The organism is Neisseria sp. HMSC067H09 (assembly GCF_001814135.1).
In the GTDB taxonomy this organism is placed as follows: domain Bacteria; phylum Pseudomonadota; class Gammaproteobacteria; order Burkholderiales; family Neisseriaceae; genus Neisseria.
Map to the genome: position 1 here is coordinate 83,910 of NZ_KV814894.1, position 14,067 is coordinate 97,976.

Consider the following 14,067-nt stretch of genomic DNA (forward strand, 5'->3'; position numbering starts at 1 on the left):
GTCGCCTTGTCCTGATTTTTGTTAATCCACTATAGGTCATCTGAAAACGGGCTAACGGCTGCCCAGCGGCAGTCCGATGTCCGAAATCAGCCTGTCGGGCAGGACGTCGTCGCGGAAGCGGTAAAGCTGCGCGGGGCGGCCTTTGCTGCCCGATACGCCGGTATCCGACGGCTCGATGAGGTTTTGCTGCTGAATCTGGCGGCGGAAGTTTTGCTTGTGCAGCAATCTGCCACTGATGGCTTCGACGCTGTTTTGCAGTTGCAGCAGCGTGAATTCGGGCGGCATCAGTTCGAAAATCACGGGGCGGTATTTGATTTTGGCACGCAGGCGGGACAGGGCGGTTGCCAGCACGCGGCGGTGGTCGTGGCGCATGGGCTGCCCCGTGAGCGCGAAGTCGAAGTTTGTCTGCGGCTCGGCGGCTTCCGCTATCAGACCGCTTTCAAACAGCATTTCATAGCGTTGCAAAACGTATTCTTCCGACCAGTTTTCCGGTTCGACCCCCCAGCACAAATGAATGCGCTTGAGCCGCTTTTGGCGGACTTCCTCCGTGTCCGCCGAGTTTGCCCAAATGCGCAGGCGGCTGACGATGGTGTCGCGCTGTCCGCCGTCGGTGCGCAAGTCTTCCCATGGGAAATAGCCGTAGCAGTCCTGCCATTTCGCGTCGGGATGCAGGATGCTGTCGGCTGCCTCGCGCACCAGCCCCAAATAGCTGACGTACAAGACGGGCATACCGTGTTCGTTGCGGCGGTGGGTATCGACAAAGGTGTAAAGCTGTTCCACATAGCCCATAGGCTGCGAAGTCTGCTTGGCGACCCACAGCTTCACGCCTGCCTGCAAGGAATTGCGCAGGGGGGAGAGCGGGCCGTTGGGCAGGAGCGTGCCTTGGGCGACGGTCAATACCCGCAGGCCGCCGTCGGTAACGGCAATCAATACGGGAACCAGTTCGACGATGCTTTGCGGCGGGGCTTCGGCTTCGGGGTAGGCGTCCATGCTCGGCTTTCTGCGGGTGGGAAAGGCTTTATTGTAAACCAAAGCGGTTTGTCGGAACGAAGCGGGTCGGTTTTGCGGTATCTCAAACCTGTTTTCAGACGACCTTGCATATTATACTCAAGTTGAGCATAATATAAAAACAGTTTGAAAAACAGACGGCAAACCTTCATGCCGCCTCAAAAACCAGCTACAAGGAAACATCATGCAAACCGCCGCCCGCCGCTCGTTCGATTACGATATGCCCCTCATCCAGACGCCGACTTCCGCCTGCCAAATCCGTCAGGCGTGGGCGAAGGTTGCCGACACGCCCGACCGCGAGACGGCAGGTCGTCTGAAAGACGAAATCAAGGCTTTGCTGAAGGAGAAAAACGCGGTCTTGGTGGCGCATTATTACGTCGATCCGCTGATTCAGGATTTGGCTTTGGAAACGGGCGGATGCGTGGGCGATTCGCTGGAGATGGCGCGCTTCGGCGCGGAACACGAAGCTGATACATTGGTGGTGGCGGGTGTGCGCTTCATGGGCGAGAGCGCGAAAATCCTCTGCCCTGAAAAAACAGTGCTGATGCCTGATTTGGAAGCAGAATGTTCTTTGGATTTGGGTTGTCCCGAAGAAGCGTTTTCAGCGTTTTGCGACCAACACCCCGACCGCACGGTGGTGGTGTACGCCAACACTTCCGCAGCCGTGAAAGCGCGTGCCGACTGGGTGGTCACATCTTCGGTGGCATTGGAAATCGTGTCGTATCTGAAATCGCGCGGCGAGAAACTGATTTGGGGGCCTGACCGCCACCTCGGTGACTACATCCGCCGCGAAACGGGCGCGGATATGCTGTTGTGGCAGGGTTCGTGCATCGTCCACAACGAATTCAAAGGGCAGGAACTGGCGGCGTTGAAGGCGGAGCATCCCGACGCGGTGGTGCTGGTTCATCCCGAATCGCCGCAAAGCGTCATCGAACTGGGCGACGTGGTCGGTTCGACCAGCAAACTGCTCAAAGCCGCCGTATCGCGCCCCGAAAAAAAATTCATCGTGGCGACCGACTTGGGCATCCTGCACGAAATGCAAAAGCAGGCGCCCGACAAAGAATTTATCGCTGCACCGACGGCGGGCAACGGCGGAAGCTGCAAAAGCTGCGCGTTCTGCCCGTGGATGGCAATGAATTCGCTGGGCGGCATCAAATACGCCCTGACAAGCGGGCACAACGAAATCCTGTTGGACAGAAAGCTGGGCGAAGCCGCCAAACTGCCTTTGCAGCGTATGCTCGACTTCGCGGCAGGGCTGAAGAAAAAAGATGTGTTCAACGGCATGGGTCCCGCCTGATTTGCCATCCATATTGCCGTTTCAGACGACCCCTCAAACAAGGACAACACCATGCAAACCGATTGCGACGTATTGATTGCCGGAAACGGGCTGGCGGCACTAACGCTCGCCCTGTCGCTGCCTGAATCGTTCCGCATCGTCATTTTGTGCAAAAACCGGCTGGACGACACCGCCAGCCGTCATGCGCAAGGCGGGATTGCGGCGGCGTGGTCGGGAGAGGACGACATCGAAAAACACGTTGCCGATACCTTGGAAGCGGGCGCGGGTTTGTGCGACGAAGCCGCCGTCCGCACCATCCTGTCGCAGGGCAAACCGGCAATCGAATGGCTGCTGGTGCAGGGTGTGGCGTTCGATCGGAATCCTGACGACCTGCACCTGACGCGCGAAGGCGGGCATACCTGCCGCCGAATCGCCCACGTCGCCGACTACACGGGCGAAGCCGTCATGCAGAGCCTGATTGCCCAAATACGCCGCCGCCCGAACATCCGCGTTTGCGAGCGGCAGATGGCGTTGGACGTTCAAACCGAATCAGGCGCGGCATGCGGACTGACCGTCCTCGACTGCCGAACGCAAGAAACCTACCGCATCCGTGCCCGCCACACCGTACTCGCAGGCGGCGGCTTGGGACAGATTTACGCCGCCACCACCACGCCGCCCGAATGCACGGGCGACGCCATCGCCATGGCGATACGCGCAGGCTGCGCAGTCGAAAACCTCGAATTTATCCAATTCCACCCCACAGGCTTGGCAAGGTCGTCTGAAAACGGCCGTACCTTCCTGATTTCCGAAGCCGTGCGCGGCGAAGGCGGCATCCTGACCAACCAAGCGGGCGAACGGTTTATGCCGCATTACGACCGCCGCGCCGAACTCGCACCGCGCGACATCGTTGCCCGCGCCATCGCCGCCGAAATCGCCAAACAAACGCAAGACTTCGTCTCGCTCGACATCAGCCATCAACCCGCAGCGTTCGTCCGCCGGCATTTCCCGTCCATCCACCGGCACTGCCTGTCCCAATGCGGTTTGGACATCACGCGCCAAGCCATCCCCGTCCGCCCCGTGCAGCACTATACCTGCGGCGGCATCCAAACCGACCCCTATGGCAGAACCTCCCTGCCGCAGCTCTACGCCTTAGGCGAAACCGCCTGCACAGGATTGCACGGAGCCAACCGCCTCGCCAGTAACTCCCTGCTCGAATGCGTCGTGACCGCCAGGCTTGCCGCCCAAATCATCGCGGACGGACAAGCATTCCAAACCGCGCCGTCCCAAAGGTTGTCTGAAAGCCCCTCTGTTGAAGCAGGTATCTTTTCAGACGACCTCCAAAACACATTCAGCCGCCCCGTCCTGCAAGCCTTCAACCAACGCCATCTGGGCATCCTCCGCAACGATACCGGCCTGCGCCGCGCCATCGCCCAACTGCGGCTTTGGAAGCAAAACCACGCCGAGCCGCACACCGCATCCGAATACGAAAACCGCAACCTGCTCGAATGCAGCCTCGCCGTCGCCCAAGCCGCATACGCAAGGCGGCAAAACATCGGCGCGCATTTCAATACCGATTTGGCAGGGAGTGTCGAGTGGAAAAAGCAGGCGGCAGGCTGAAGGGTAGGGCTGCGCGGGGGGATATTCCTGTGAAAAATGAAGAAAGGTCGTCTGAAACCATTATTTCAGACGACCTTCTTCCAAATCCAAACAAATCAATCCATCCCATCTATTTCCCCTCTAAATATCATCCGTGCAAGCAACAATCGGTGCAATCGGTTAAAATGGGTCGTCTGAAATTTGTTTGACCGAATTGAGAAAACCATGTCCCAACAATACGTCTATTCCATGCTGCGCGTGAGCAAGGTTGTGCCGCCGCAGAAAACCATCATTAAAGATATTTCCCTTTCCTTCTTCCCCGGTGCGAAAATCGGCCTGCTCGGTTTGAACGGCGCGGGTAAGTCCACCGTGCTGCGGATTATGGCGGGTGTAGATAAGGAATTTGAGGGCGAAGCCGTGCCGATGGGCGGCATTAAAATCGGCTATCTGCCGCAAGAGCCGGAGCTTGATCCTGAAAAAACCGTGCGCGAGGAAGTGGAAAGCGGTTTGGGCGAAGTGGCGGCGGCACAAAAACGCTTGGAAGAAGTGTATGCCGAGTACGCCAATCCTGATGCGGATTTTGACGCGCTGGCGGAAGAACAGGGCCGCTTGGAAGCGATTATCGCGGCAGGTTCGTCCACGGGCGGCGGTGCGGAACACGAATTGGAAATCGCCGCCGATGCGCTGCGCCTGCCGGAATGGGATGCCAAAATCGGCAATCTGTCCGGCGGTGAAAAACGCCGTGTCGCTTTGTGCAAACTCTTGTTGAGCAAACCCGATATGCTGCTGCTGGACGAGCCGACCAACCACTTGGATGCGGAATCGGTGGAATGGCTGGAGCAATTCTTGGTACGCTTCCCCGGCACAGTCGTTGCGGTAACGCATGACCGCTACTTCTTGGACAACGCCGCCGAATGGATTTTGGAACTCGACCGCGGACACGGTATTCCATGGAAAGGCAATTACTCGTCTTGGCTGGAGCAGAAAGAAAAACGCTTGGAAAACGAGGCGAAATCCGAAGCCGCGCGCGTGAAGGCGATGAAGCAGGAATTGGAATGGGTGCGCCAAAATGCCAAAGGCCGCCAAGCCAAGTCCAAAGCGCGTTTGGCGCGTTTTGAGGAAATGAGCAACTACGAATACCAAAAACGCAATGAAACGCAGGAAATCTTCATTCCCGTTGCCGAGCGTTTGGGTAATGAAGTGATTGAATTTGTGAACGTTTCCAAATCGTTTGGCGACAAAGTGCTGATTGACGATTTGAGCTTCAAAGTGCCTGCGGGCGCGATTGTCGGCATCATCGGCCCGAACGGCGCGGGTAAATCGACGCTGTTCAAAATGATTGCGGGCAAAGAGCAGCCCGATTCGGGTGAAGTGAAAATCGGGCAAACCGTGAAAATGAGCCTGATTGACCAAAGCCGCGAAGGTTTGCAAAACGACAAAACCGTGTTCGACAACATCGCCGAAGGCCGCGATATTTTGCAGGTTGGACAGTTTGAAATCCCCGCCCGCCAATATTTGGGACGCTTCAACTTCAAAGGCAGCGACCAAAGCAAAATCGCAGGTCAATTGTCAGGCGGCGAACGCGGGCGTTTGCACTTGGCAAAAACCTTGTTAAGCGGCGGCAATGTGTTGCTGCTGGACGAACCGTCCAACGACCTCGACGTGGAAACCCTGCGCGCGCTGGAAGACGCATTGCTGGAATTTGCCGGCAGCGTGATGGTCATTTCGCACGACCGCTGGTTCCTCGACCGCATCGCTACGCATATTCTGGCTTGCGAAGGCGATTCGAAATGGGTGTTCTTCGACGGCAACTATCAGGAATATGAAGCCGATAAAAAACGCCGACTCGGCGAAGAAGGTGCGAAACCGAAACGGATTAAATATAAGCCGGTAACGCGTTGATAGGAAAATAAGAAAACGTCGTCTGAAAACTTGAAAAAGGGTTTTCAGACGACGTTTTTGTTTGGAGAGCGTTTTACATCTGCACCAAGCCGTTGACTGTGATGCTGATTTCTTCTGAGCCGGGAGAAGGGGCTTGGATAGCGTTGTTTCCGTCGCTTGCCGAACGCTTGAACATGGCAGCTTCGGCATTCATCATTTTGGCACGGGCGAAACCGTTGTCTATGGAACGGTTGCCGATGTGACCTAAATTGAGTTTGACGATTTTGTAGTTGGAGAAGCCGAGCGTTTTCGCCAAGTCTTGCGCGCGGTCTTTGAAGCGCAGGATGGCGGCTTTGCTGACTTGATCGACGGCGGCTTCGCGTTTTTCTTTGGATATGCTGAAGCCGATGCGGTTGAGCGTGGCAGTTTGCAGCGTTTCGTCAATCAGGCGGTTGATGGCGTCAAAGTCTTTGCTTTCGACTTTGAACACGGCTTCTTCTTCCCAACCTGTTTGGATGCGTTTGCCGTTGTTGTTGTATTCATAGCGCGGGCTGGCGCTGCGGTTGAGGATTTCGGTTTGGAGTTTGTTGTTTTGTACGGCTTTGTTGAAGTCGTTGAATTTTTTCTGAAACGCTTTGTTTACCGTAGCGCGGTCTTTGCCTTCGGAAGCAGTGCTGAAGTAGGCGGTCATGGTGTCGCGGGTTATTTCGAGATTGGCAGATTCGGCAAATTCGATCATGTTGTAATGAAGGGTGTCGGTTTCGGCTGCGGCGGGCAGGGCGGTTGCGAGCACGAGGGCGGCAAGGATGGGGCGTAACATGGATTTTCCTTTGGGTATCGGATGTGGAAACGGATGATGTTGGGTAATTTGTGTCGGGTCGTCTGAAAGCGCGGCTTCAATGAAGTTGAAAAAAGGTTCTGACTTTGCTGCAACAGGTTTCAGACGACCTTTGACGGTGTCAGCCGAAAAAGCCCATTTTGACTTGGATGAGTTTTTCGAGTTCGGGCAGGACGCGGCGGCGGGAGACGAAGAAGATGATGTGGTCGCCGTCTTGGACAATGGTGTCGGTGTGGTGCCCCATGATGACTTCACCCGTTTCGGCACGGACGATGGCGGCGATGTAGCAGTCGCCCGGCCATTTGATGCCGCTGATGCGCCTGCCGACGATGGCGGAAGTGTTTTTGTCGCCGTGGACGACGACTTCGATGGCTTCGGCGGTGCCGCGTCTGAGGGGGTGGACGGCAACGATGTCGCCTCGGCGGATATGGGCGAGGATGGAGCCGATGGTGATGAGGTGCGGCGACACGACGATGTCGATTTTGTTGCCTTCGAGCAAATCGACGTAGCTGGAGCGGTTGACGATGGTGACGACGCGCTTGGCACCGAGGTTTTTCGCCAACAGGCTGGACATGATGTTGTTTTCGTCGTCGTTGGTCAGGGCGCAGAATACGTCGATTTCGTCGATGTATTCTTCGTCCAGCAGCGTTTCGTCGGTGGCGCTGCCTTGCAGGACGAGGGTGTTGTCGAGGTTTTCGGCGAGCCACTCGGCGCGGCGGGGGTTGTGTTCGACGATTTTGATGTCGTATTTGGATTCGAGCTGCTTGGCAAGGCGGTAGCCGATGTTGCCGCCGCCGGCAATCATGATGCGGCGGGTGCGCGCTTCTTTGGGGCGCAGTTCGCGCATGATGATGTTGACGCTGCTGATGTCGGCGGCAAAAAGTACCTCGTCGCCTTCGATGATGACGGTTTGCGGCGTGGGGACGATGAGGCGGTTGTTGCGGTATATGGCGCAGATTTGGCAGTCCGCACCTTCGGGGAGGTGTTGGTTGATGTCGGCGATTTCACGGTTGACGAGCAGCCCGCCTTTACGCGCCTGTACGATGACCATGCGGACTTTGTCGCCGGCAAACCTCAATACCTGCAATGCGCTGGTGTAGCTGAGCAGCCCGACGAGCTGTTCGGTAACGAGCTGTTCGGGGCTGATGGTTTCGGTGATGTCGAAGACGGTAAGGCTGCCGTTTTCCGTATCGTCGTTTTCGGGGTAGGGGTATTCCAGATATTCGCTGGAACGCACGCGGGCGATGCGGCTGGGGATATTAAAGAGATCGGCGGCGATTTTGCAGGCGACGATGTTGGTTTCGTCGCTGCGGGTCAGGGCGAGCAGGAGGTCGGAATCTGCCGCGCCCGCCTGTTCGAGGATGAACGGGGATGCGCCGTTGCCGAGTATGGTTTGGACGTCGAGGCGGCTGCCGATGTGTTGCAGGGCTTTTTCGTCGATGTCGATAACGGTAACGTCGTTGCTGGAAACGGAGGCGAGGTTTTGCGCGACGGTCGAGCCGACCTGTCCGCTGCCGAGGATGAGGATTTTCACGGTTTGGGCGGGTGGTTGGGTAAGGATGATGGGATTGTATAACAAAAGGTCGTCTGAAAACCTATTTTCAGACGACCTTTTGTTGATTTCAGGCAGGGTTTACCAGTAGCCCAGCACTTTCCACCAGATGATGCCGATGGTGCCGAAAATCAGGATTTCGACCACGCTCATGATGAAGCCGGCTTTCCACCATTCGGTCATGCTGACATAGTTCGAACCGTAGATGACGGGGGACGAACCTGAAGCGTAGTGGGTCAGCGACATCATGATGCCGGTGGCGGACGCCATAATCAGGGCGAACAGCATCGGCGGTGCGCCCAAGGCGAGGCCTGCGCCGTAGAACGCGCCGAACATGGCGGTAACGTGTGCCGTGCCGCTGGCGAAAACGTAGTGGGCGTAGAGGTAGGCGAGTACCAACAGGGCGCAACCGGCTTCCCAGCCCAGCCCGAGATGGGAAATACCGCCCTGCATGGATTCGGACAGCCATGCAATCAGTCCCAATTTGTTGAGGAAGTTCGCCATCATGACCAAGGCGGCAAACCAGACGATGGTGTCCCACGCGCCTTTTTCTTTCAGCGCATCGTCCCAAGTCAGTACGCCGGTGAGCAGACACAGGGAGAGGCCGAGGAAGGTGGTGGCGGTGGCATCGACTTTCACGCCGAACAGCATTTCGGGAACGCCTGCCCACAAAAGCAGCAGAATCACGAAAATGCCGAGCATGATTTTTTCGTCGCGCTTCATCGCGCCCATTTCTTTCAGTTTTTCTTTGGCAAGGGCGGTCGCGTTAGGCGTTTGTTTGATTTCGGGCGGATACAGGAAATACAGTACCAGCGGCATCAGGAGCATGGCGATCAGGCCGGGTACGACCATGGCGGCGAACCATGTGCCCCAAGAGAGGTGGATTTGCGAATCGGTGGCTTTGGCGACCAATTCGACGACCAGTGGGTTGGGTGCGGTCGCGGTAACGAAGATGCAGCAGGTGATGATGTTGGCGTGGTAGTTGACCAGCGCGAGGTATTTACCGATTTTGCCTTCCGTGCCTTTTTCGGGGTCGGAATCGAAGCTTAGGGCGATGGAGCGCATAATCGGATGCACAATCGCACCGCCGCGCGCGGTGTTGCTCGGTGTGACCGGACCGATGACCAAATCGGCCAAAGCCAGGCTGTAACCTACGCCCAGCGTGCGTTTGCCGAAAAGGGAAATCAGAAGGTAGCCGATACGCATCCCCAAGCCGGTTTTCAACAAACCGCGCGAGATGATGATGGCGATACCGATCATCCAGATTAACGAGTTGTTGAGGCTGCTCAGAGCGTCTTTGGTTGCGTCGGCGGCTTTTTCGTTGGTCACGCCGGTCAGCGCGACCAAGGTAATGCCCAAAATCGCCATTGCGCCGATGGGCATGGCTTTGCCGATGATGCCGGCGATGATGCCGACGAACAGCGCTAAAAGGTGCCATGCGTCGGGCGATACGCCCTGCGGCACGGGTATGACGAACCAGATAATCAGCGTCAGCGCGAGCGCAACCGCAGCAGGAATTGGCTTGAAGCCCATGTTGAGTCTCCTAGTTTGAGGTATCGGGGGAATCGGATTTCAGACGACGTGTGCCTGATTTTGGTAGGAACAGGTCGTCTGAAACATATTTGGCAGCAGTTTTTTTATGTTTTTCTTTTGGTGGTTTGGGTCATGCGTGTTTGTGTTGCCATCTTTTTCAGACGACGTTTTCTTGAGGTTATTGCGGTTTGCCCTCTCCCTAGCCCTCTCCCACGGGGAGAGGGGACGGATTGCAGAAAATCTAATAATGGTCGGTTTCAGCACCATCATTCCCTCTCTGTGGAAGAGGGGCAGATTGTAGAAAATCTAATAATGGTCCGCTTCAGCACCATCATTCCCTCTTCGTGGAAGATGGGCAGATTGCAGAAAATCTGATAATGGTCGGTTTCAGCACCATCATTCCCTCTTCGTGGAAGAGGGGCAGATTATAGAAAATCCGATAATAGTCGGTTTCAGTACCATTATTCCCTCTCCCCGTGGGAGAGGGCTAGGGAGAGGGCAAAGCCTCAGATTTAGCGGTTTCGGTTGTGAAATCCAACAAATACTTAAACCCTAATCATCATGTTGGTTCATGCCCCAATCTACAGGTATTTTTCAGACGACCTCCCATACAGAAAAGGTCGTCTGAAACCCCGTATCGGATTAATCCTGCTCCGCCGGCAGGCCGTACTCTTCGGGGAAGGTGCGCAGCGAGCTTTGCAACACGGTAACCGCGCCGTCAATCAGGCCGCAGCGGCCGCTTCGGGGCAGCAGTTGGCACAGGCTTTGCAGGGCACGGAGGTCGTCTGAAGTGCCGATGCCGGTATCCACACGGTTGAGCAGGCGTGAAAGTTGGAACGTGCCACCTTTACACGGCGGGCATTGTCCGCATGAGTTGGACGCAAAAAATTCCACATACTCAGCCACTTTGCGTACGACGCTGGTTCCTTCGGAAATCACAATCATCGCGCCCGTACCGAGGCTGGATTTGCGTTCGCGCACGGACACGAAGTCCAAAGGCACGTCCAAATCTTTCGCGGTCAGAAGCGTGTTTGACGGGCCGCCGGTGAAGACGGCTTTAAACGTGCGTCCTTCGAGCATACCGCCGCCGTGATCGAAAATCAGCGATTGCAAGGTCGTGCCCATCGGCAGTTCGTACAGGCCCGGATTCAATACGTCGCCGGAAAGCGAGTAGAGTTTCGTGCCTGCGGCATCGCCCAAACCCAGCGATTTGTACCATTCCGCGCCTTTGGCAAGGATTTGCGGGATGTTGGCGAAGGTTTCGGTGTTGTTGATTAAGGTCGGTTCGCCTTCTACGCCGCTTTCGGCGGGGAACGGCGGTTTGCGGCGCGGGAACGGGAAACCGCCTTCCAACCATGAAATCACGGCGGTTTCTTCGCCGCCGATGTAGCGGCCTGAAGTTTCGACCAATTTCAGGTCTAAAGGTTTGCCCAGATAGTTTTCAATGCGGATGAACAAATCGCTTTTTTTCCATTGCTCGATGGCGGGTACGATGGAGGCGATGGATTCGGTCTGGTGCGGGTTGACATACATAATCGCTTTGTTGGCACGGCAGGCGACGGCGGCAATCAGGACGCCTTCGATGACTTGGTGCGGCGTTTTCGCCAGCAATACGCGGTCTTTGAATGTGCCCGGTTCGTCTTCGTTGGCATTGCAGACGACGTATTTGTCGCCGTGTTTGCTTTGGGCTGCGACGGCTGCCTCCCATTTGCGCCAGGTTGGGAAACCTGCGCCGCCCATGCCGCAGAGGTTGGCGTCTTGCAGCTTGGAAACGATGCTTTGAGGATCGGCAAGTGCCGCCAGCAGGCCTTCGCCGCCGCCGACTTTGCGCCACGCGGCCAAATCCGCGCCGACTTGGCGGGACGGGTGCAGTAAGTTTTGATTGGCTTGGTTCATGATTGTTGCTCCTGCAAACCGGCGTGTTCGCGCAAATCGAATTTGCCGTAGTCGGGATATAAAACGGGGGCTTTGATATCGCTGGTCAGTCCGGCGCGGGTCATTTCGCGTTGCAGATCGTGGACGTGTCCGACGCCGCCGCGCACTTTCTTCAACGGCAGGCCGCAACCGGCGGCGGCTTTACCCGCGCGGCGGCCGAAGCTGATGATGTCCAGAAGCGCGTTGCCCATCAGACGGTTGCGGCCGTGGATGCCGCCGGTTACTTCGCCGGCGCAATAGAGGCCTTCGACGCAGGTCGCGCCGTCACCGTTGATTTCGACGCCGCCGTTTTGGTAGTGCAGGGTCGGATGAATCATCACAGGTTCGACGGCGGGGTCGATGCCGCATTTGTGGGCGACGTGGCCTAGTGTTACCAAACGGTTCAATACGTCGGGATCGTTTTCAATCAGGCGCGGCGTATCGAGGAACACGCCGACTTGTCCGTCGCGCACCACGCCGCGGCCTTCGCGGCACTCGCGCAAAATAGCGGCGGCAACGACGTCGCGCGGCTGCAATTCGTCAACGAAACGCTCGCCCAAACCGTTGACCAGTTTGGTGCCTGCGGAGCGCACGGCTTCGGAAATCAGCGCGCCCGCCAAGTGCGGCGGATGGGCGACGCCGGTCGGATGGTATTGGAAGGAATCGATGTCGCGCAGTTTCGCGCCGATGCGGTATGCCATCACCAAACCGTCGGCGGTTGCGCCGTAGTGGTTGGAAGTGGCGAAACCCTGCAAATGCAGCCGTCCGCTGCCACCGGTTGCCAATACCACGGCTTTGGCGTGAACCAATACCAAAGAGCGTTTTTCCAAATCGTACAAAATCGCGCCGACGCAGCGGCCGTGTTCGTCCGACAATAATTCGATGGCGGGGTGGCGGTTGAGCTGGGTAATGTTTTCGTCGAGTTCGACCGCCTCGCGCAGTACGCGCATCATTTCAAGGCCGGTAAAGTCGCGGTAGCTCAGGATGCGCGGCACGGTCGTACCGCCTGCACGTTTGCGGCTCAACATGCCGTTGCTGTCCGCGCCTTTGGCAAGGTCGAAAGTCATGCCCAAACCGATCAGCCAGCGGATGGCGGACGGCGCGTCGGTAACCATTTGCGCCACCAATTCTTTCTTGCCTGCGTTGTGGCCGCCTTTGATGGTGTCGTCAAAGTGCTGCTGCAAGCTGTCTTCCGCGCCGACTGCCGCCTGAATGCCGCCTTCGGCCATCACGGTATTGCTGTCGCCGATACGCAGCTTGTTCGCCATAATCACGCGCGCGCCTGCTTCGGTCGCAGACAACGCTGCCGCCGCGCCCGCACCGCCGCCGCCGATAACCAGCACGTCGGTGTTCAAATGTTCCGCGCCCGACAAATCATAGTCGTCAATCAGGGGATGGCTGATCAGCAGTTTCGCCAAATCAGGATGGCAGTAATCGCCCGTGTTCGGGCCGATGGGCAGTTTAACGCGCGCATTTGCCTGATAGTCGGGGTGAAACTGGCTCAACAATTCATTTTTTTCCGGCAGATCGCCGCGCAGTTCCAATGAGGAAGCGCGCAGGTTGGCAAGGGCGGTTTCGTAGTCTATGCCTTGGATTTCGTTCGCCATCACATTGCCTCCTCTTCAAATTCGACTTTCATTTTGCCGCTGTCGATTTCGCGCAGGCGACGCATCAAATCCACCGGACGCAGCGTGCGCGCTGCTTTCATGCGGCGGGCGAACAAGCCTAAGTGGTTCGGACGTATGTGTTCGGGGCAGGAAAGGGTGCAGAGGTTGCACATCACGCATTGGTCGAAGGTCAGCGCAGCCGCGCCGAAATCGCCCGATACCACTTGCGCCACGCCGTTTTCCACTTCCAAACCTTTGGGGCAGGCGCGGTTGCAGCCGCCGCAATGACGGCAGTGTTGCGCTTCGGGGAAGGCTTTGGCGGTGTCGTCCAGCCAGTTCCAGCCGTCGCCGACCTCGCTCACGTCGTAATACTGGATATGCTCGGGGATAAAGTAGTCCAAGAAGCTGACCTGCATCCCTTCTTCGACTTTGGTTTCACACGCCAACGCAGTCGTTACCTCGCGCTCGCCTTCTTTGCGGATCATGCAGCGGCAGGAACCGCAAACGCCTTGCCCCATGCAGCCGACGTTGGCGGTAATCGCGCTGCCGGAACGGGCATAGGCCTGAATGATTGACGAGTCGGCAGAGGCTTTGACCTCGTGGCCGTCTATGGTCAGGGTTAACAAGTTTTCACTCATGGTAGTGTCCTGTGGAATGGGATAGGGGAAATCGGATGTGTGTATTTTTATTACAAATTTTTAAAATGCAGATATTTTTCAGGAAACGTCTTATAAATCAACGTCTGACTGTCTTTTATTAGTGTATCAGAATTTGGGTTTTTTGATGATGGCGGAGTCGTAAAGGCAGGGTGGGGCGGATTGTGAACAAAAAACAGCGGTTTTCAGACGACCTTTGTGCCATC

General features: G+C 56.8%; 10 protein-coding genes. 3 read left to right on the forward strand and 7 right to left on the reverse strand.

The window, feature by feature from the left end; all coding sequences use genetic code 11:
* Nucleotides 1-51: 51 nt before the first annotated feature.
* On the reverse strand, nucleotides 52-990 hold the full coding sequence (locus HMPREF2954_RS04265) for an NUDIX hydrolase (RefSeq protein WP_070689016.1): 939 nt from the start codon (nucleotides 988-990) through the stop codon (nucleotides 52-54).
* 202 nt (nucleotides 991-1,192) lie between these two features.
* Between HMPREF2954_RS04265 and nadA the strand changes: the two genes are divergently transcribed.
* The 3 genes from nadA (at nucleotide 1,193) to ettA (ending at nucleotide 5,782) form a co-directional block, all read left to right on the forward strand.
* The gene (nadA, locus tag HMPREF2954_RS04270) at nucleotides 1,193-2,305 is read left to right on the forward strand and encodes a quinolinate synthase NadA (RefSeq protein ID WP_045075725.1); all 1,113 of its coding nucleotides are present in this window, start codon (nucleotides 1,193-1,195) and stop codon (nucleotides 2,303-2,305) included.
* A 51-nt stretch (nucleotides 2,306-2,356) separates the two neighbouring features.
* Nucleotides 2,357-3,901: an L-aspartate oxidase gene (gene nadB / locus HMPREF2954_RS04275; RefSeq protein WP_045075728.1), complete on the forward strand. Its 1,545-nt coding sequence runs from the start codon at nucleotides 2,357-2,359 to the stop codon at nucleotides 3,899-3,901.
* 204 nt (nucleotides 3,902-4,105) lie between these two features.
* Entirely contained in the window at nucleotides 4,106-5,782 is a 1,677-nt protein-coding gene (ettA, locus tag HMPREF2954_RS04280) for an energy-dependent translational throttle protein EttA (RefSeq protein WP_003756559.1), read from the forward strand.
* A gap of 73 nt (nucleotides 5,783-5,855) precedes the next feature.
* Here ettA and HMPREF2954_RS04285 read toward each other — a convergent pair whose 3' ends face one another.
* From HMPREF2954_RS04285 to HMPREF2954_RS04315, 6 genes are all read right to left on the reverse strand, one after another.
* Nucleotides 5,856-6,581 carry an SIMPL domain-containing protein gene (locus HMPREF2954_RS04285; RefSeq protein WP_045075730.1) on the reverse strand — a complete coding sequence of 242 codons (726 nt, stop codon included), beginning with the start codon at nucleotides 6,579-6,581 and terminating at the stop codon, nucleotides 5,856-5,858.
* Between the two features lie 139 nt (nucleotides 6,582-6,720).
* Nucleotides 6,721-8,133, reverse strand: a complete 1,413-nt coding sequence (gene trkA / locus HMPREF2954_RS04290) for a Trk system potassium transporter TrkA (RefSeq protein ID WP_003762926.1) — start codon at nucleotides 8,131-8,133, stop codon at nucleotides 6,721-6,723.
* A 99-nt stretch (nucleotides 8,134-8,232) separates the two neighbouring features.
* Nucleotides 8,233-9,684, reverse strand: coding sequence for a DASS family sodium-coupled anion symporter (locus tag HMPREF2954_RS04295; protein WP_045075733.1), 1,452 nt, complete (start codon nucleotides 9,682-9,684; stop codon nucleotides 8,233-8,235).
* Nucleotides 9,685-10,326: 642 nt separating this feature from the next.
* The gene (locus HMPREF2954_RS04305) at nucleotides 10,327-11,580 is read right to left on the reverse strand and encodes a complex I 51 kDa subunit family protein (RefSeq protein ID WP_045075738.1); all 1,254 of its coding nucleotides are present in this window, start codon (nucleotides 11,578-11,580) and stop codon (nucleotides 10,327-10,329) included.
* Nucleotides 11,577-13,205, reverse strand: coding sequence for an FAD-binding protein (locus HMPREF2954_RS04310; protein WP_003777401.1), 1,629 nt, complete (start codon nucleotides 13,203-13,205; stop codon nucleotides 11,577-11,579). The genes HMPREF2954_RS04305 and HMPREF2954_RS04310 overlap by 4 nt, the downstream gene beginning before the upstream one ends.
* Entirely contained in the window at nucleotides 13,205-13,843 is a 639-nt protein-coding gene (locus HMPREF2954_RS04315) for a 2Fe-2S iron-sulfur cluster-binding protein (RefSeq protein ID WP_003777402.1), read from the reverse strand. Before HMPREF2954_RS04315 ends, HMPREF2954_RS04310 begins: the two co-directional genes overlap by 1 nt.
* Between the last annotated feature and the right edge of the window lie 224 nt (nucleotides 13,844-14,067).

What these genes read in the sequence shown, in the direction of transcription:
- HMPREF2954_RS04265 (WP_070689016.1), bottom strand. Translation starts at nt 990, where the DNA reads ATGGACGCCTACCCCGAAGCCGAAGCCCCGCCGCAAAGCATCGTCGAA.
- nadA (WP_045075725.1), top strand. Translation starts at nt 1,193, where the DNA reads ATGCAAACCGCCGCCCGCCGCTCGTTCGATTACGATATGCCCCTCATC.
- nadB (WP_045075728.1), top strand. Translation starts at nt 2,357, where the DNA reads ATGCAAACCGATTGCGACGTATTGATTGCCGGAAACGGGCTGGCGGCA.
- ettA (WP_003756559.1), top strand. Translation starts at nt 4,106, where the DNA reads ATGTCCCAACAATACGTCTATTCCATGCTGCGCGTGAGCAAGGTTGTG.
- HMPREF2954_RS04285 (WP_045075730.1), bottom strand. Translation starts at nt 6,581, where the DNA reads ATGTTACGCCCCATCCTTGCCGCCCTCGTGCTCGCAACCGCCCTGCCC.
- HMPREF2954_RS04295 (WP_045075733.1), bottom strand. Translation starts at nt 9,684, where the DNA reads ATGGGCTTCAAGCCAATTCCTGCTGCGGTTGCGCTCGCGCTGACGCTG.
- HMPREF2954_RS04305 (WP_045075738.1), bottom strand. Translation starts at nt 11,580, where the DNA reads ATGAACCAAGCCAATCAAAACTTACTGCACCCGTCCCGCCAAGTCGGC.
- HMPREF2954_RS04310 (WP_003777401.1), bottom strand. Translation starts at nt 13,205, where the DNA reads ATGGCGAACGAAATCCAAGGCATAGACTACGAAACCGCCCTTGCCAAC.
- HMPREF2954_RS04315 (WP_003777402.1), bottom strand. Translation starts at nt 13,843, where the DNA reads ATGAGTGAAAACTTGTTAACCCTGACCATAGACGGCCACGAGGTCAAA.